A 19,308-nucleotide genomic window follows, 5' to 3' on the forward strand; every position below is an offset into this window, starting at 1 on the left:
TATGCAAATTACCATTCGTAAAGGTACACCCGAAGATGTACCGCAAGTATTCGCTTTGGTTCAGGAGCTTGCCTTGTATGAGCGTGCGCCTGAGCAAGTCACCAACACCCCCGAAATGATGTTGAAAGATGGTTTTGGCCCAGAACCCATTTTTGGCCTTTTTGTGGCGGAGGTAGATGGGCAAATCGTCGGGATTTCGCTGTATTATTATCGGTACTCGACTTGGAAAGGAAAACGACTCTATTTGGAGGATTTGATTGTGACGGAGTCGATGCGGGGGCATGGATTGGGAAAAATGTTGTTGGATACCACCGTTCAAGAGGCAAAAGATACCAATTGTACAGGAGTGATGTGGCAAGTGCTGGATTGGAATGAGCCGTCCATTAAGTTTTATGAACGCTACGGCGCGCGTTTGGATGGAGAGTGGATCAATTGTCATTTAGATTTTTAAAGGCCAAAGAAGGATGGGTATTGCTGAAAATATACAACAAATAGTAACTGAAATTTCACCTGTGGCACGGCTCATTGCTGTTACCAAAACCAAGCCTGTTGAGATGCTCATGGAAGCATATCAAGCTGGTTTTAAGCGCTATGGAGAAAATAAAGTGCAAGAAATGGTGGGTAAATACGAACAAATGCCGAAAGACATAGAATGGCATTTGATTGGGCATTTACAAAGCAATAAAGTCAAATACATGGCCTCTTTTGTTGCCATGATTCATTCGGTGGATAGCCTGAAATTGTTGCAAGAAATTAATAAACAGGCCGCCAAAAACAATCGAGTGATTGACTGTTTGTTGCAGGTATTTATTGCCCAAGAAGAAACAAAATTTGGGCTTTCGGAGGAAGAATTAGAGGAGCTATTGCTTTCGGAGGAGTTAAAATCAATGCAAAATGTGCGTATCGTAGGGTTGATGGGTATGGCCTCTAATACCGATGATGAGCAACAAGTTCGTTTGGAGTTTAGGGGTTTAAAACAACTTTTTGACAAGCTAAATGCACATGCAGTTGATTTTCCTGCAAATGTTGACTTCAAAGAAATTTCGATGGGAATGAGTGGGGATTATCTCCTTGCGGTGGAAGAGGGAAGTACGCTCGTCCGAGTAGGTAGTGCTATTTTTGGTTCGCGATAACTGTGTGGAGGGTTGCTCACAACCCGACCACGAAAAAGCCCCGACCATGCGGTCGGGGCTTTCTTCTTTATTCAATATAGTAGAACTTAAGCAATCACGACACAATCGCCGCGTTCCACTTCGTGTTCTACTTTCTTGTATTTTACATCTTTCACCACACGGCCATCGCGGTACTGAACCGTTACTTTTTGGTTGCGGTCGGCGATTTTAATGGCACGTACAGGCATCGTTTTTTCGGTCTGACGAGCGGCGTATGCGTCTGGGCCACCTACTTCCTCAAACTCCTCATCCTCGCGGTTGGTGTGAAGTTCTGGCTCAGGCTGACGCACTTGGCGTTGTGCTTGCTGCTGTGGTGGTTCCTCTTGCGGAATAAACGATTTTACCAAGAAACTAACCGTCTCAAAATTGACTTTACTCATCAGCTTCTTGAACAACTCAATCGACTCAAACTTATAAATCAACAACGGGTCTTTTTGCTCGTAAGCTGCGTTTTGTACCGATTGTTTGAGGTCGTCCATGTCGCGAAGGTGCTCTTTCCATTCTTGGTCGATGAGTGAAAGCACCACAAATTTCTCCATCTCACGCACAATCTCACGTCCATTTGACTCAATAGCTTTCACGAGATTGACGCCAATTTGCGTGCCTTTGATGCCGTCCGTGAAAGGAATCACGATTTCTTGGATGGTTCCGCCGCGTTCTTCGTGAATTTGTTTCAATACAGGCAATACTTGCTCCGCAATGAACTTATTTTTATTGGCATAATGACTCTCGGCCGCTTCGTACAAGCGCTGCGTACGTTGCTCGGGCTTTAACTTGTTATAGTCTTCGCGAGTAAATGGTGGTTCGATTCCGAAGTTGGTAATGACTGCCAATTCGAGTTCTTCGTAGCTTCCTTCTGTATTGTTGACGATTTCGCTACAAACATCGTACATGGTATCCGCAATATCAATTGCTAGGCGGTCACCAAAAAGGGCATTCCGACGGCGTTTGTAGATGCTTTCACGCTGCATGTTCATGACGTCATCGTATTCGAGGAGGCGCTTACGCGTACCGAAGTTGTTTTCTTCGACTTTTTTCTGCGCTCTTTCAATCGACTTTGACACCATTGAGTGCTGAATCACTTCTCCTTCTTCCAAGCCCATGCGATCCATCACACCTGCGATGCGGTCAGAACCAAACATACGCATCAGCCCATCTTCCAACGACACAAAGAACTGCGACGTTCCTGGGTCTCCTTGGCGACCTGCACGACCACGCAACTGACGGTCAACGCGGCGGCTTTCGTGGCGTTCGGTACCAATGATGGCCAAACCTCCCGCTGCTTTTGACTCTGGGGTAAGCTTGATGTCGGTACCACGACCTGCCATGTTGGTCGCAATCGTCACCGTACCAGGTTTCCCTGCTTCCGACACAATTTCGGCTTCGCGTTGGTGTTGTTTGGCGTTCAAGACTTGGTGTGGAATCTTACGAAGGGTAAGCATACGGCTCAATAACTCCGAGTTTTCAACCGAAGTTGTACCCACCAATACTGGACGTCCTTTGCCCACCAGCTCAACGATTTCGTCCACCACGGCGTTGTATTTCTCCCGTACCGAACGATATACTTTATCTTCTTCGTCTTTACGCGCAATCGGAATGTTGGTTGGAATACTAACAACGTCCAATTTATAAATCGTCCAGAATTCACCTGCTTCGGTTTGGGCAGTACCCGTCATCCCACAAAGCTTGTGGTACATACGGAAGTAGTTTTGGAGCGTAACCGTGGCGTAAGTCTGCGTAGCGTCTTCTACTTTTACGTTTTCTTTGGCTTCAACGGCTTGGTGCAATCCGTCTGACCAACGACGGCCTTCCATGATACGGCCCGTTTGCTCGTCAACGATTTTTACCTTTCCGTCCATCAACACATAGTCCACGTCACGTTCAAATAACGAATAGGCTTTCAACAACTGTTGGATTGTGTGAATACGCTGCGTTTTGACCGAATAATCGCGCAAAACTTCTTCTTTACGAATAAGTTTTTGCTGGTCGGTAAGCTCAGAATCTTTGTCAATCACATTCAAATCAATCGACAAGTCAGGCAATACGAAGAAGTTAGGGTCTTCGGCTGAGCCTGTCATATAGTCAAGCCCCTTTTCAGTAAGCTCGATACTATTGTTTTTCTCTTCAATGGTAAAATAGAGGGGAGCATCGGCTTCTGGCATCAACTTTTGGTTTTCTGCCAAATAGATTTTCTCCGTTTCTTGCATGAGGGTTTTGATACCCGTTTCACTCAAGAACTTAATAAGCGGTTTGTATTTTGGGAAACCACGGTGCGCGCGGAAAAGGGCCAAACCTCCTTCTTTTTTGTCGCCAGCCGCAATTTTCTTTTTGGCTTCGTTGAGCAAATCTGTCACGAGGCGTTTTTGGGCTTCTACAATGCGCGATACGCGGGGTTTTAGCTCGGCAAAGTCTTGTTCGTCGCCGCGCGGTACAGGGCCGCTGATAATCAAAGGCGTACGGGCATCATCTACCAAAACGGAGTCAACTTCATCGACCATTGCAAAGTGGTGTTTGCGTTGCACAAGCTCTTCGGGCGAGTGCGCCATGTTGTCGCGAAGGTAGTCAAAACCAAATTCGTTGTTGGTTCCGTAAGTGATGTCAGCCAAGTAGGCTTGGCGGCGGGCGTAGGTATTGGGTTGGTGGCGGTCGATACAATCAACGCGCAAACCATGAAATTCAAACAAAGGAGCATTCCACTCACTATCGCGGCGGGCAAGGTAGTCATTGACAGTTACGACGTGAACGCCTTGTCCTGCGATGGCATTTAAGAAAGCAGGTAGCGTTGCAACGAGGGTTTTACCTTCACCCGTAGCCATTTCGGAAATTTTCCCTTGGTGCAAGACCGTTCCCCCGATGATTTGAACATCGTAGTGAACCATGTTCCATTTGATAGGGTGGCCTGCCACATCCCAGGTCGTTCTCCAAATCGCTTTATCGCCGTCGATGGTAATATGATTTTTCCTAACTGCGAGTTCGTGGTCTAAAAGAGTGGCCGTGACCTCAAGACTTTCATTTTCGGTAAAACGACGTGCCGTTTCTTTGACAATGGCAAAGGCGGTGGGCAAAATCTGCATCAGGACTTTTTCCAACTCTTTGTCGCGTTCAAGCCCCAAGCTATCAATTTTTTTGAAAATGTTCTCTTTGGCATCAACGTCCATGTCGGTATTAGTAGCCACTTGCTGGCGCAGCGCGTCTATTTGGTCGTCGATGGCCTTGAGTTCATTCGCAATAAAAGTTTTGAGTTCTTGCGTTGCGTTTCGAAGCTGGTCATGGCTGAGTGTACGTAGTTTAGCAAATTCGGCATTTACTTTGTCCACGTAAGGGGCAAGTTCTTTCAAATCACGTTCCGATTTGGTCCCAAACAGCCCAGAAAAACTTTTTGTGAGGAATTTAATCATTGTTACTGTATGAGTCAACCAGCAAAGGCCAACGGTTTATGTATTTTTCTATATCACAAATATCGCACCCACTTCGGGAATTTTCTACAAAATTAGCTTTTTGTCAGCAGTTTAATGACATTTTAAGGGTTAGATTACTTGTTTCGGTCAAAATGTCAGCCTCAAATTAAAGTCGGCTTGCACGTTGAGCGGGAATAAACGACACCAAAATCGTGATAGAAATGACGGTGACAGCCGTAATAACAAAGTCTGGCCACTCCATTTTTACGGGATAAGCATCTACCACCGAGCTGACCATACCCATGGAGACAAGGCCGTAGGTTTGCTGAAACCAACAAACAATGATGCCTAAAATCAGTCCAATAAACGCCCCAGTGAATGCCACAAGGCTGCCTTCTAACAAAAAAATGCGTTGAATGGTGGAGGCAGTGGCGCCCATGGCAAATAGCATTTTAATATCGTCTCGTTTTTCAATCACCAGCATTGAAAGGGAAAAGAAAATATTGACTGCTGCTACCAAAATAATGAGTCCAAGCGTGACGGTTACGAACAATTTTTCGATGCGAATGGCGCGTAAAAGATCGGCGTTTTGTTCGTCGCGGGTACGTACTACAAACTTATCTCCAAGTAAGGTTTGGATTTGAGTTTGTACTTGCTCTGCTTTTGCATCGGGTTGAAGCTGAATTTCAAGCGCTGAACGTTGGTGGCCATATCCAAGTAGTTCGGTGGCAAATTCGAGGGGCACAATCACGTAATCGTCAAACCGCAGTTCTAACATATACACTCCACCGACGCGAATAATTTGTTGGTTAAAAGCGTCAGCATTGGTCAAATTAAGCGTTTTTACATCCGAACGAGGGTAGGCGAGTTCGAGGGGGGTAAACTGATTGTTGACCGAAATGCCAAGCAGCTGCTGTACCGTTCCACCGACAATTGCCTTGGGTTCATTGTCGGTGGTCAGGGCAAATTTTCCTTCAATCATGGCGGTATCTAGCTGATGGCGCTGAATAAATGTCTCATCGACTCCCTTGATTTTTGTCACTACCCGACGATCGCCGTAGGTAGCAAGGGCATTGTCTTCTACCACTTGGGTAACAAACTTAACGCCTTCCGTTGCCCGCAATTCAGCCAGTGTTTTGGACGAAAGGGTAAAGCGTTTACCTTGAGCGGGTGTAACTTTAAGGTCGGGGTCAAAACTCCGAAATAGCTGTCGATTCAGTTCTCCCATGCCATTAAAGACCGACATCACAATCACCAACGCCATTGTCCCAACTCCCACACTTAACATTGAAATGTTGGAAATGAGGCTGATGAAGCTTTTCTTTTTCTTAGAAGTAAAATAACGACGTGCTACAAATAAGGGAAAATTCATTTATCTGTTTTCAGTTTCGGGTTTTCTGTTTCCTGTTTCCTGTTTCGGGTTCAGGTTGAACGCATTAAAAAAGTAGCCTCGCTGGAGCAATTTATTTATTACTTATCACCAATGTCCAATCACAGGTAGGGCAAGCTACGGGAGGTTTAAATTCTTGAATACCTTCGTTTTTGATGGCTCCAATCGGCGTAGAAACACCATCGCGGGGGTTAAACCAAGTGGCTTTGAGTTGAGATATAGAGAACTTGGCAAGGTCAATTTTTAATGGTTTTCCTGTTGGAGAATAGGCAAACATAAAATCTTTATTTTCACTAACAGCAGCCATCTGATAACCCGCATCTTCGGTATTTTCGTTTTTTATAACGCTCTGGTCAGGAATCAATTGCGCCCAAGGATAGGCTTCAAAAAGTTTACGCATGTAGCCCATTTGCCAAGCGCCCTCGTGGTTGGTAGCGGCACGCCAGTGGGTACGCGCTACTGAAATGGCTGGATTGCGATTGGGGTCAAAAAATTGCCAAACGTTATGGTTGCCGTAAGTATGGCCTGCTCCTCCAGAAAGCATCGCCCACCAAGCTGCCTGGCGAACGTCGTGGGAGTTGAAATAATCTTTTTCGGGTTTCCAATCAATGGGATGGTCTTCATAGCGAGGCTCGCCGTCGAGGGTGGGTTTTACGGGAAAAAGCTGATAATTTTGGCGCTGCATGACGTAATTTTTGGCATTTTTTGCCGAATGTCCCGACTGAAACATGTTGAAATTGAGCCAGCTTTCTTTGTGAAAAAATGCGGCTGAGTTGCTTCCTCCCATGGGATGATAGGTCATAAGTTGGGTGCCTCCGTGTCCTGCTTTTAAGCCTTCGGCCATTGCATTTATGGTAGCAAAATGTTTTTCAGTTTCGGGGTTACGGTCGCCGCCCAAAATCCAAATGATGGGCTTCCCCTTATAACGTTTTCCTAGCCATTGGCCGTATATTCGGGCATTTTCGGGGGTAAAAACCTCGGGACCTACTCCCCATTTTTTGTTAAATTTATCCCCCCACGTGGGCAGCATTCCAATCACAAGCCCCAACGAGGCAGCTTTATTGACCACATAGTCAACGTGTTGAAAATACAACTCATTAGGTTGAGAAGGGTCATTGTTTTTTAAGGGAAGCTGTCCGTATTGGTTGGGTTGCCCCAGTCCGTCAAATTCGGCCAGTGCCACGGCCTGAATGACCGTAAAGCCTTGTTCTACACGACGTTTAAGGTAGAAATCAGCCTCTTCTTTGGTCAACCGATGAAACAATTCCCAAGCGGTATCTCCCAACCAAAAGAACGGTTTGCCATCGCCGCGCGAAATGACGCGCTTGTCGGGGGCAATGTACAATTTGGACCACTGAGCTTGCTTGGGCGCAGGTTGAGCGAAGCCACAAAAACTCAGGCAAATTACCGATGAAAAGGTCAACAAAAATCGTTTCATAGGGTTGAAGTGGTTCAGTTTAGGAGGGCGAAAGTACTAAAAAAAGCCGATGGTTAGTCGGCTTTGGGGAGGTTAATCTAGTTTAGTTACTTTCAAATTTACTTGCTGGGTTGGGGTGGTTATTCGTAGGAAATAAAGCCCCGTTGGCAAGTTAGAGATGTTAAGCTGCTCCGTGTGATTGTTTGTCTCGGCAACAAATTGACTTTTATGATGCACCCGTCCAGTAACGTCCACCCATTCATACTGAATTTCTTGTTGCTTGGCTTGTTTCACACTGAGAACGGCGGTAGTAGCGGCTGGATTGGGCGTAATACTGAATGAAGCAACATCTGTAGATGAGTCAGCGGAAAGTCTGGTAGATTTATTTTCCACCTTTGATTGAATGCGAAACCAGTGTTCTTGGTAGGTAAGGGCTGTCCCTTGGGGTATCCTCACAGCTGGTGCAAGCCCTAAGCCTTTTTGCGTCCAATAACGAATACTGAGCTTATATAAACCCTCTGGCAGACCATCATCATAGCGGTTTTGCTTGTTTTCGTTTTCTGCGTAAAAACCAAAATTAGGGTGATTTTGGGCGTATAACTCCGTAAAACCGTCTCTATTGGCGTACATGAAATAGGGCGCATTATTTTCATGCGTGTTGAAGGAAACAGGAATGCCAATCTCTGGGGTCGCCAGCATGTCAAACGAAACAGAACCTTCGCTAGAAACATCACAAATATCAACGTAAGCTGTCCAAAAACGAGGTTGAATTTTGTTGGGATTATCGAGATAATAGATGCTAGGGTTCGCTTGTGTGCTAAAGGCCAAAGATGGACCATTGTCGGGGGTAACAAATTGCGAATTCCAAGTAGAAAGTGCGATGTTTTGTCCTTGTTTGGTTGCACTTTTTGATTGGCCAATGTTGATGAGAATTACCTCAAACGGTTTCCAAAAAATGGTTTTAACGGGACTTTCGGGCGATTGAAGGGCGCCTGTACTGCATTTTGCCGTAAAAGTTCGACTTGTTTGCGTGGACGAATGGATGTCGATAAAAGGTGCGTTTTCTCCTGTGCTCCAAATGGTAGCGGAGGCGGGGGGGCAGTTGGAGGTGAGCCGAATCGTTTGGGTTAGGCATACCGTATCACGAGGACTTGCTGTGATTGTCGGTGGAGAGAGCGATTCGTCTTTTACCGCCAATGTAAACGCTTTTGCCGTGAAAGTTCCAGAACAGGCCGAAGTGACCATCAAGCGATATGCACTGCCATTGTCGGCGACAGTTACGTTGGGGATTGTATAGACAAAGTCAGTGTTTGTTGCGGCCGAAATGGTATCAATTTGCAAGTCAGAATAATCACTGTCGTTTAATTTCTTACGTTGCCTGTATAGTTGCGTTTTACAACCAACGAAACTGTTGTGCTTGGTGCCACAGGATTAGGGACATTGGCAGTGACGTCCGAAAGAATAATGGGGTTACTACATTCGGGGTAGGTAGTAAGTTGTTGACTTGACGGAGTTCGTAAAGAAATGCCACTTTTTAGGTTTTTTAAACACCCAATTTTATGGCTATCAAATTCTAAATAGTTCAGTGAAAAAGGCAGAGATGGAAGGCAGGTGATTTGATTGTACGAGCAGCGTAGGTCAATCAAAGAAGCGGGTAGAGTTGGAATTGTTGAAAGTTTATTGTTGATACAATCTAGTTTTTGTAAGCTGTTTGGAAGTGCAGGTAATTGTGTTAAAGAGTTATTACTGATGTATAATTCAGTAATATTATTAGGTAGAGAACTAATGGATTGTAAAGCATTAGACCTTACTTCCAGCGTGCGTAAAGTAGAGGGTAATTTGGGTAAAGTTTTGAGTGAATTTCCAGAAGCATATAGCGTCTGGAGAGATGCGAACCCCTCAATACCAGTCAAATCGTTTATACGACTATAACTTACTGATAAGTAAGTGAGTGATGCGGCAGGTGGCAATAAATAATTACAATCATCGATGCAATTATAACAGTATCCGCGAATTGCAGTAGCAAAGTTAATATCTGGAATGTAGGTTCCACAGGAAGTTGGTTTAGAAATACGCTGTCCATTGCTTGCATACACTCTTAAATTTGAATTTGAGGAGCTAACACATTTGATTTTTGAAGAATCAATAGTGATTGAGTTAATGTTTGATGGTAGGGGAGGTAAGCAAGTAATTGAGTTGTTAGTCAACACCAATGAATCTAGATTATTAAATACTTCAATCCCTACTAAACTTGAAAGATTTGCATTTGAAAGATTGAGTGTTGTGATTTTGTTAACTTCTGAAATTATTAATTTGCTGCATTCATCAAAACAGGTAGGACAAATGCTAAGGATAGCTTTTTTAAGATTCTCGTTTGGAAGTCCACAGAGGTTGATTTGATTGTTTCCTTCGCCTAAAATATACAAGTTGGGAGGTCTATTTGGTAAACAGTTAATAAGAGGAGTGCTGAAAATATATAATGTTTGCAAGTTTGGCGGAAGAAAAGGTAAGCATTTTAATAGTAAATTGTTATTAAGTATTAAAGTTTTCAAGTCTTCTGGTAATTTAGGTAGAAGCTCTAGTTCATTATTATTGCATTCTATTGATTGAAGTAACGTTGGGAAACTGTCGATTTTTGAAATTTTATTGAATGAACAAATGAGCGTTGTTATTTTGCTAGGTAGGGTTGAAATTCTAGTTAACAAATTATTGCTGACGTCGATGTACGATAGTGAAGCGGGTAATTCTGGAAGGGAGGTAAGCAAATTATTACTTACAATTAGACGTTCTAAAGAACTAAAATTAGAGATGCCTGAAATATCCTTGATATTTGAGTATGGAATAGTTAGTGAAACGAGTTGATTAGCAGGAGGTAAGAGTTGGTTACATTCATCAATACAAGTGGGACAATTTCGTCGGATAGCATTTGCGAAATTTAAGTCTGAAATACGTTTAGTACATTGTGGTGGTGTAGGAATAAGCTGATTTTCAATATTATACACTTTTAAACTAGCGTTGTGAGCGGGCAAGCATGTGATTTTTTCTGGGTTAATGGTCAGAGAAGTGAGCGAATTTGGCAGAGCTGTGATACAATTTGCAGGTATGTCGGCAACAATTAAAGTTTCTAGATTCGAGAACAGTTCTAGTCCGCTTAGGTTGGTTATTTGTTTGTTTGTCAAATCAATACTTTTTATTTTTTCTACTTCACTTTTGTTAAGATTAAAACAGGCGTCAAAGCAAGCGGGGCATTGCCCTTGGACTGCCTTAATAAGGTTTATGTCTGCTAATCCACAAAGCGGAAGCGATGAATTACCATTGTTTACGAAATATTGAAGTGATACTTTGTTGGGAAGACATGCGATTTTTGTGTTTCCAATAATAATAAGTTCTTTTAAAGAATTTGGTAAAAGTGGAAGACAAGTCATATCAACGTTATTTTCACAGTACAACCTTACAAGATTATTAGGTAGTTCTGGTAATGTTATTAATTTGTTATTTCCACAATTTAAAAATTGCAAATTTTGAGGAAGAGTAGGTAAAGACTTAATTTGATTATTCTCACATGTTAAAATTGTTAGGTCATTCGGTAAGTTTCCAATCTCTTGTATTTGATTGTATCCTATCTCAAGAATTTTAATTGAATTGGGTAAATTTATAACAGACACTAATTGGTTATTACTTATATCAAATTCCCTTAGTGAATTAGGTAATGACTCGATTTGTGTGATTTTATTGCTACTTATATGTAGAATAGAAAGGTTAATAGGTAAGTTAGATGTTTTTGATAGAGAGCCACCTATCCATTCAAGTTTTCTTAAATTTTCTGGAAGCTTAGGTAGCTCAGTTCCTTCACAATTATAGCAACTGAATTCATCCAGATTTATAAGTTTTTCAATATGAGTTATATCTTTTACATTGTAACAAACTAGATTTTTCAATGTACTTGTAGCAGGCAGTAATTGGTTACATTCGTTAATACAATTATTGCAACTATTTCTGATTGCATTAGCAAATTGGGCATCTTTGATAGTTATACAACTTGGGAAGTTGACTAGCAATTCACCTGAGCTACTATAAATTTTTAACGATAGTGAATTTGAAGGTACACATTTAATAGTTGTGGTATCAATAGTAAGCGATGTTAATGAAGCTGGGATAGATGGAATGCACTTGATTAATGGATTGTTGCTTAAATTTAAGGACTCAAGAGACGTTAATAAATCAATTTCTGAAATATTTGAAATGTTTTTATTGCTCAAATCAAGTGTTTTTATTTTACCTACTTCAGCAGGGATAAGTCGTCCGCACTCATCAAAGCAATTTGGACATGTTTGCTTAACAGACGCTGCTAAATTGGAGTCACTAAATCCACATATAGGTACATTTATACCATTGGAGTTTATATAAATTCCATTTGGCTTATTAGGTATGCACGTAATTTTATTGTTGCTGATATTCAAATTTCTCATTACTGTAGGCAACAATGGTAAACACTCAAGGAGGTTGTTGTTACAGTCGAGTAAATATAATTGGCTAGGGAAAGTCGGAAGCTTCGTAAGTTGATTGAAGCCGACATTCAGCTGTTGGAGTTTATTTGGCAAGCTGGGTAAGCTAGAAAGCTTATTGTTATTGGCTATTAAAGTAATTAAAGTCGGGGGTAATGTAGGTAAAGTCGTTAAAAGGTTCTCTTGACAGTTGAAATAGGTTAATTTAGATGGTAAATCAGACACTTGAGTTAATTTATTGAGATTACAAAATAAGATTTCTAAAGAAAAGGGTAGGTTTTGAATCGTCGTCAATTGGTTGTTACTACAATTCAATCGATTGAGTCCAGAAGGTAACTTTGGTAGGGTGGTTAGTTCATTGTATTCGATAGATAAATCTCTTAAACTAGCAGGCAAATTATCTGGAATTGCTTTAAGCCTATTTTTGCCGCAATAGAGGCTTTGTAGTGAGCGGAATTGCTCTATTCCACTAATCGAAACGATGCCCTTGTCTTCAAGATAAAGGGATTGAACTGTTGAAGCATAAGGTGTCAGATTGTCACAATTATCAATACATTGAATGCAGGCACTACGAATAGCTTCGGCAAATTTTGGATCGCTTATCGTCACACAAGCCTCCATCCCTTCCACAAGATTCCCCTTGGCATTATAAACCTTCAAGTCTGCTATGGCCGTGGGTAGGCAGCTAATTTTATCGGTATCTAAGTATAAAACTGACAAAGAACTAGGCAAGGCGGGCAAACAACTGATTTGGTTCTCTTGACAGTACAAGGTTGTGAGGCTATTGGGTAGGGTTGGTAATTGGGTAAGTTTGTTGGATAAACAAAACAATGTTTTAAGACCCGCAGGCAAGGCATTTGGCAGGGTCACCAACTGATTGTTGGAACACGTGAGCGATGTCAGTGTGTTTGGGAGGTCGGGTAAGTTAGTAAGCTGGTTGTTGTTGCAGGCCAGGGCGGTTAGGGTATTGGGAAGATTGGGTAAAAATGGTAGTTGATTATAGCTGCAAGACAGCGTAGTCAAACCAGCAGGTAAAGTTGGTAAACTCGTGATTTGGTTGACATCGCACTGGAGGGTCGTCAGGGTAGATGGAAGTGTTGGTAATTGGGTGAGTTTGTTGCTGTGGCAATTCAGGGACTTTAAAGATGTAAACCCACCAATCCCATTTAAGTCACTGACTCCTTTGTTGGAGATGTCCAAAGACGTAAGGCTCGTAGCGGGGAAAAGCAGCTTGTTGGCGTCGTCAATACAAGTTGGACACACCTCTCGGATGGCTCCTGCAAAGGCATTGTCGGTAATGGTTTGGGCTTGTGTTGGAGATATACCTAAAAGGGCTATCAAAGCAAAAAAAAGCCATTTGCAAACGTTTGATGCGGAAAAAGAAAGTAAAATAGGTTTCATGGCAAGGGTATTTTCACTAGATTTACTTGGAATAGTAAGCAATTCTAACGCACAAATTCCAGATAAACAAGTTAAAAACCTGATTTTTTCGTTAACCTAAAATTCACTCTTCATCATGCTTCAGCGGTTTATTTTTCCAACCCTTATTGGTTTTTTAGTACAATCGTTCGCTTTTGCCCAAAATTTCTCAACGGAAGAAGTCGCCAAGTTGCAACAGCAAGCCAACCAAATCACCATCGTCAAAGACAAGTGGGGAGTCCCTCACGTATATACTAAAACCGATGCTGACGCCGTGTTTGGAATGATGTACGTTCAGTGCGAAGAGTTTTTTAATAAAGTAGAAAACTCATTGATAGTTAGGCTTGGACGACAAGCAGAAGTGAACGGTGAAACGGATTTGTACCAAGATTTATGGGCAAGAACGTTTATTGACCCTACCAAAGCGCTTCAACTGTACCATCACTCTCCGAAATGGTTGCGCAAATTGTGTGATGCCTACGCCGCTGGGATTAATTTTTTTTTGCTTTCGCATCCTCAACTAAAGCCTAGGTTACTCACACGCGTTGAGCCTTGGATGGCATTGATGAACAATATCCCTTCCATTGCCAACAGTAACTTGACCGAGGCCGAGTTTCGGGCATTTTATGGCAAAGATGCCAGTGTTTCTTTGGCTTCTGTGAGTCAGTTGCCCGAACATGACTTTCAGCAAGCGGGTGGATCCAATGGCTGGGCGATTGCTCCTTCACGGACACAAAACAAAAACTCAATTTTACTCATCAATCCCCACTCAGAGTTTTATGGTCGTATCGAAATTCACCTCGTGAGCGAAGAAGGACTTAATTCCTACGGAGCTCCATTTTTGGGGCAATTCAATATTTTTCAGGGATTCAACGAACATTTAGGCTGGATGCACCCCGTGACACTGTCGGATGGAAAAGACCTGTATGCCGAAACCGTAACGCGAAAAGAAAATGGCTATGTTTATCAGTATGAGGGGAAATCGAAAGCAGTCGATAGCTCAAAAGTAACACTGAAGTATAAAAAGGGCAATGAGTTGTTGTCCAAAACATTTACCATCTACCGTACTCACCATGGCTCAGTAGTAGCAGTACGCAATAAAAAGTGGATAAGTCTCAAATCTCAAGAGTCGAATATTGATTTGTTGGCAATAAATTGGCAGAAAATGAAGGCAAAAAACCTGGCGCAATTTACCAAGGTGCTCAACAAACGAGTAATGGTGGGCAACAACATCGTTTATGCCGACCGCGACGGTAATATTGGCTACTGGCACGGTAATTTTGTGCCAAAACGTAACCCTTCCTACGATTGGAAACGCCAGGTGGATGGCAGTGTTAAAGAAACTGAATGGCAAGGAACGCACGCATTGGAGGAATTGCCACATTACATCAATCCTGCCAATGGTTGGGTTCAAAACTGTAATTCCACGCCTTTGTATGCCGCAGGGAAGTTTGATTCAGTCATGAATCGAAAGCCTGTTTATATGCTTCCTGACGGAAATACCCCAAGAGCGGTTAATGCCGTTCGGGTGTTAAGTCAACTTCAAAATGCGACGTTGGACGACGTAATTAAGGCCGCTCACGACCCTTATTTACCCAATGCTGCACGTTTTATTCCAACGCTGATTGCATCTTTCGAGACGGTAAAAAACGACACAGTTTTTGCCGCTTTGGCAGAGGCAATCAAAACGTTGAGCACTTGGGATTATCGTACTGATACTTCTTCTGTGGCAACGACCTTGGCCGTATTATGGACAGAACGATTGGTGCAAATGAACGTGGCCAAATTGCCCAAACCCATCACCAATGAAGAACAATACTCAGTAACCAACGGCTCCAATTTGTCGGTTGATTTTTTGTCGCCTGCCGAACAAGTCAAGATGCTTAGTCAGGTAGTGATGGATTTGCGGAAAGATTTTGGTACTTGGGAAGTGTCTTGGGGGAAAATCAACCGTTTTCAGCGCCCAGCGGAGGGGAAACCTTTTAGTGACACCGAGAAAAGCTGGGCAGTGCCTGCTACCCCAGGTTACATGGGCTCACTCAATGCCTATGTAAGTCGGAAATCAATGCAAACCAAGGCTCGTTATGGAGCCACAGGTAACACGTTTGTGGCAGCAGTTGAATTTGGTAAAGTGTTGAAAGCCAAAACAGTATTGACAGGAGGGGCTAGTACAGACTCGACTTCGCCTCATTATACGGATCAAGTCAATGGATATATCAATGCGCAGTTTAAGGAAATCTTTTTTTATAAAAAGGATGTTTTGGCAAATGCCGAACGAACTTATAAGCCTGGAGAATAACAGGGTGTTTTTTTGAAACATAATAAGAAAACAAACCCAAGCAATCGTCGGCAAAAAGGCCATAGATGTCCCCCAAAATGCGTTATCCGCAGAATCTTTCTAGCAAACCATTACTTTTTGCATCATTTTTGCGTTATCTTTAAACGTATCTTCGTACAAGGAGTTACTTTACTATTGACTAAACACCAGCCAATAAAAAAATCGAGTTTATGACAACCCCAACCCTTTCCGTACTGCTGGAGCGCATTGGTGAGTACAAGCGGAAATTTTACCTCAATCAGCTCATAAAAGGCGTCATCTTTGCGGCCGCTTTTGTTCTGTCAGCCTATCTGTTTGTCAACACATTAGAGTACTTTGGGCGATTTAGTTCGGGCGTACGAGCTGCGCTTTTCTATGGATTTATCGGCATCTTGGGCTATGCCCTTGTGCGGTGGGTAGCCATTCCCATTTTTCACTTATGGGGGTTGCGTAAATCACTGTCGGACGAAGAAGCTGCCAGCCAGATTGGGAGTTTTTTTCCCGAAATTGGTGATAAACTTGTCAATACCCTCCAGCTTCGTGGCTTGTCGGGACAGCAAACTGACTTGATTGAGGCGAGTATTCAACAGAAATCAAAGCAATTGATGATTGTTCGGTTTTCGGATGCCATCAAAATTGAGCAAAACCGCCGTTACCTCAAATATGCGGTGTATCCTTTGGCCGCTATTGCGTTGGTTTTGGCCATCAATCCCCGCTTTTTTGCCAGCAGTTCTGACCGTATCATTCACTTTGAAAAAGAATTTAATGACGCTCCTTTTACTTTTCAATTAGACAATCCAAACTTAAAAGCGTTTCGTAATGAGGATTTTACGCTTCGATTGTCGTTGGCAGGAGGGGCTTTGCCAGAAGCTGTTTATGTAGTTCATAACAAGGCGAAGTTTAAACTTGATGCCGAAGATAATAACACGTATTCTTATACTTTCAAAAATGTACAACGTCCGATTGATTTTCAATTTGAGGCAGCGGGTTATAAGTCGAAAGAGTATGAATTGACTGTGGCCGAACGCCCAAGTTTGTTGTCATTTGATGTTACTTTAAATTATCCTGCGTATTTGGGAAAACCCGCTGAGCAGTTAAGCAACGTGGGGAACTTGACGATTCCCGAAGGGACAACCATTAGTTGGGATTTTAATACAGATGCCACCAAAGACATGTCATTGGCCTTTGAAGGTGACCAAAAAGCCTACACTGCTGAGAGCAAACTGACGGGGGGCTACGAGTTTAAACGTACGGTGCGCCGCTCGGGCAATTACGAAATCAAACTCAAAAACGATGATTCGCAAAACCGTGAGAAAATTAGCTACTTCCTCAATGTCATCAACGACAAGCACCCAACATTGACCCTTGAGAATTACCAAGATACGACCTTGTATAATTATTTTGTGTTGGGAGGTAACATAGCTGATGACTATGGATTTTCTAACCTGCGGGTCTTCTATAATTTGCGCCGTAAAACCGATAAAACCGACCCTAAAAAGGTGGCTTACAAAGGATTTAGTATTCCTTTTAATAAATCTACGACAAGCCAAACGTTCTATTTTCAGTGGTATGTGGATAGCCTTCGCCTGACGCCTGGAGACCGCATCGAATACTATGTGCAGGTATGGGACAATGACGGGGTAAACGGGCCTAAATCCGCCAAATCGCGCATGATTGATTTTGCCGTTCCGTCGAAAGAGGAGGTGCGGGCTGAGGCCGAAAAGTCGGCCGAAAAAACCGAAGCCCAAATCAACAAAACCCTTCAAAAAGCTAAGAGCTTACAAAAAGAAATCGAAAAACTCGACCAGCGTTTGAAGAGCGAAAAAGAGCTGGATTTCAAGGACAAAAAACAAATTGAAGACTTGTTGAAAAAACGCGATGAACTGCAAAACGACATGAAAAGTATGCAGGAGCAAGCGCAAACTTCGCAAGAAAAGCAAGATAGGTTTTCGGAACAAAGTCCTGAGATGAAGCAAAAAATGGAACAGTTGCAAAAACTGATGAAAGAACTGCTTGACCCAGAAACGCAAAAATTGTACGAACAACTTGAGAAACTCTTGGATCAACAACAACGCGATGATAAAATGCAAGAGTTGATGAACAAGTTGAAAAACAAGGAGTTCAACGCGCAAAAGGAAATTGAGAAGGCCCTTGAGATGTTCAAACAAATGCAGGTGCAGCAAAAGGCCGAGCAGATCCAGAAGGATTTGAACGAAATGGCAGAGAAAGAAGAAAAACTCGCCGAAAAAGCCGAGCAGCTGGCCAAAGAACAAGAGCAGAAAGAGAAAGACCAAAAGGGCAAAGACCAACAAAATAAAGACGGTCAAAACAAAGAACAGGAGCAAAAACAAGAAGAGCTTAAAAAAGAGCAGGAAGAGCTCAACAAGGAGTTTGACGAAACCAAGAAGGACATTGAAGAACTTGAAAAGCTCAATGAAGAGCTAGACGATAAAAATGACATTGATACGGGCAAAGAAGACCAAAAAGATGTCGATCAGGAACAAGAGAACAGCTCGAAACAGCTGCAACAAAAGCAAAACAAAAGCGCTTCGAAGTCGCAGAAAAACGCCGCGAAGTCGATGAGAAAAATGGCGCAAAAAATGCAGGAGTCGATGGAGAGTGCCGAAATGGAAGCGATGGACGAAAACATTGACAACCTCCGCGATATTCTCGAAAACCTCATTCATTTGTCGTTTGACCAAGAACGCGTAATGAAAGATTTTCGCGGCGTAGGGCTGCAAGATCCTCGTTTTATCAAATTGGCACAAGACCAACTCAAGCTACAGGACGACGCCAAGGTGATTGAAGATAGCCTCTACGCGTTGGCAAAACGAGTGATGCAAATTCAGACTTTTGTTACCCGCGAACTGAACGACATGAAGTTTCACATGACCGAAAGTACGCGTTTTATTCGCGAACGCCGTCTGAATATGGCCACTAGCAAGCAGCAATTTGCGATGACGTCGATGAACAATTTGTCGTTGATGTTGAGCCAAACCCTTCAACAAATGCAAGCGGCCATGATGGCGATGAGTATGCCAGGGAAAGGTAGCAAAAAAGGAAAAGGTAAGAACCCAGGGCAAAGCATGGGTGATTTACAAAAGCAACTGAACCAGCGGATTCAGCAACTTCAGAAAAACCAGCAAGGTGGCCAAGGTGGCATGGGAGGGCGCCAAATGTCGGAACAATTAGCTAAAATGGCGGCTGAGCAAGCCATGATTCGCCAGATGATGAAAGAACTGATGGACTCTCAGAAAGGGACTGAAGCTGGTAAAAAGCTGGGCAATGAAGTCAAAGATTTGATGCAAAAAATGGACGAAACCGAAACGGATTTGGTGAATAAGCGAGTAAATCCTAATTTGATAAAACGCCAAGAAGAGATTGTGACGCGTTTGTTGGAATCGGAAAAAGCCCTACGTCAGCAAGAAGAAGACAACCAACGGAAATCAGAAACGGCCAAGCCTCAGCCAAAAACACCGCCTGCGGCTTTTGAACAATACGTGAAAGAAAAGCAACGCCAAACGGAGTTGTTGCGCACGGTGCCACCAAGTTTTGCACCTTTCTATAAACGAGAAGCCGACAATTACTTCCGAAAAACAGGAGGAAAGTAAGGATAAAAGTACTGATACATGAAAAAAGGCGGGTTAACCCGCCTTTTTTCATGTATCTCATTTGCAAACACTTACACTT

The 19,308-nt window shown here is 42.9% G+C and carries 9 protein-coding genes; 4 read left to right on the plus strand and 5 right to left on the minus strand.

Annotated features, from left to right (window positions below):
• The first annotated feature begins 1 nt into the window (after window position 1).
• Window positions 2-451: a GNAT family N-acetyltransferase gene (locus AC23P2_RS17405; RefSeq protein ID WP_028526189.1), complete on the plus strand. Its 450-nt coding sequence runs from the start codon at window positions 2-4 to the stop codon at window positions 449-451.
• A gap of 13 nt (window positions 452-464) precedes the next feature.
• Complete coding sequence (locus tag AC23P2_RS17410) at window positions 465-1,133, plus strand: YggS family pyridoxal phosphate-dependent enzyme (RefSeq protein ID WP_487774374.1); 669 nt, start codon at window positions 465-467, stop codon at window positions 1,131-1,133.
• An 86-nt stretch (window positions 1,134-1,219) separates the two neighbouring features.
• On the opposite strand, the gene secA is transcribed toward AC23P2_RS17410, so the two are convergent.
• From secA to AC23P2_RS17435, 5 genes are all read right to left on the minus strand, one after another.
• The gene (gene secA / locus AC23P2_RS17415) at window positions 1,220-4,570 is read right to left on the minus strand and encodes a preprotein translocase subunit SecA (RefSeq protein ID WP_487774375.1); all 3,351 of its coding nucleotides are present in this window, start codon (window positions 4,568-4,570) and stop codon (window positions 1,220-1,222) included.
• Between the two features lie 166 nt (window positions 4,571-4,736).
• Window positions 4,737-5,942: an ABC transporter permease gene (locus tag AC23P2_RS17420; protein ID WP_487774376.1), complete on the minus strand. Its 1,206-nt coding sequence runs from the start codon at window positions 5,940-5,942 to the stop codon at window positions 4,737-4,739.
• Window positions 5,943-6,033: 91 nt separating this feature from the next.
• The gene (locus AC23P2_RS17425) at window positions 6,034-7,398 is read right to left on the minus strand and encodes a glycoside hydrolase family 140 protein (RefSeq protein ID WP_487774377.1); all 1,365 of its coding nucleotides are present in this window, start codon (window positions 7,396-7,398) and stop codon (window positions 6,034-6,036) included.
• A gap of 72 nt (window positions 7,399-7,470) precedes the next feature.
• Window positions 7,471-8,718 (minus strand): T9SS type A sorting domain-containing protein, encoded by a 1,248-nt coding sequence (locus AC23P2_RS17430; RefSeq protein ID WP_487774378.1) that lies wholly within the window; start codon window positions 8,716-8,718, stop codon window positions 7,471-7,473.
• Window positions 8,719-8,738: 20 nt separating this feature from the next.
• The gene (locus AC23P2_RS17435; RefSeq protein WP_487774379.1) at window positions 8,739-13,283 is read right to left on the minus strand and encodes a leucine-rich repeat domain-containing protein; all 4,545 of its coding nucleotides are present in this window, start codon (window positions 13,281-13,283) and stop codon (window positions 8,739-8,741) included.
• Window positions 13,284-13,398: 115 nt separating this feature from the next.
• On the opposite strand from AC23P2_RS17435, the gene AC23P2_RS17440 reads away from it, so the two are divergent.
• Together AC23P2_RS17440 and AC23P2_RS17445 are read left to right on the plus strand one after the other, a co-directional pair.
• Window positions 13,399-15,600, plus strand: coding sequence for a penicillin acylase family protein (locus tag AC23P2_RS17440; RefSeq protein WP_487774380.1), 2,202 nt, complete (start codon window positions 13,399-13,401; stop codon window positions 15,598-15,600).
• A 209-nt stretch (window positions 15,601-15,809) separates the two neighbouring features.
• Entirely contained in the window at window positions 15,810-19,229 is a 3,420-nt protein-coding gene (locus tag AC23P2_RS17445) for a DUF4175 family protein (RefSeq protein WP_487774381.1), read from the plus strand.
• The last annotated feature ends 79 nt before the right edge of the window (window positions 19,230-19,308 follow it).

Source organism: Runella sp. R0.1_18, from assembly GCF_057652155.1.

Bases quoted from the DNA above. Each gene is read 5' to 3' on its own strand.
- secA (WP_487774375.1), bottom strand. From the start codon at position 4,570: ATGATTAAATTCCTCACAAAAAGTTTTTCTGGGCTGTTTGGGACCAAA.
- AC23P2_RS17420 (WP_487774376.1), bottom strand. From the start codon at position 5,942: ATGAATTTTCCCTTATTTGTAGCACGTCGTTATTTTACTTCTAAGAAA.
- AC23P2_RS17440 (WP_487774380.1), top strand. From the start codon at position 13,399: ATGCTTCAGCGGTTTATTTTTCCAACCCTTATTGGTTTTTTAGTACAA.
- AC23P2_RS17410 (WP_487774374.1), top strand. From the start codon at position 465: ATGGGTATTGCTGAAAATATACAACAAATAGTAACTGAAATTTCACCT.
- AC23P2_RS17425 (WP_487774377.1), bottom strand. From the start codon at position 7,398: ATGAAACGATTTTTGTTGACCTTTTCATCGGTAATTTGCCTGAGTTTT.
- AC23P2_RS17445 (WP_487774381.1), top strand. From the start codon at position 15,810: ATGACAACCCCAACCCTTTCCGTACTGCTGGAGCGCATTGGTGAGTAC.
- AC23P2_RS17435 (WP_487774379.1), bottom strand. From the start codon at position 13,283: ATGAAACCTATTTTACTTTCTTTTTCCGCATCAAACGTTTGCAAATGG.
- AC23P2_RS17405 (WP_028526189.1), top strand. From the start codon at position 2: ATGCAAATTACCATTCGTAAAGGTACACCCGAAGATGTACCGCAAGTA.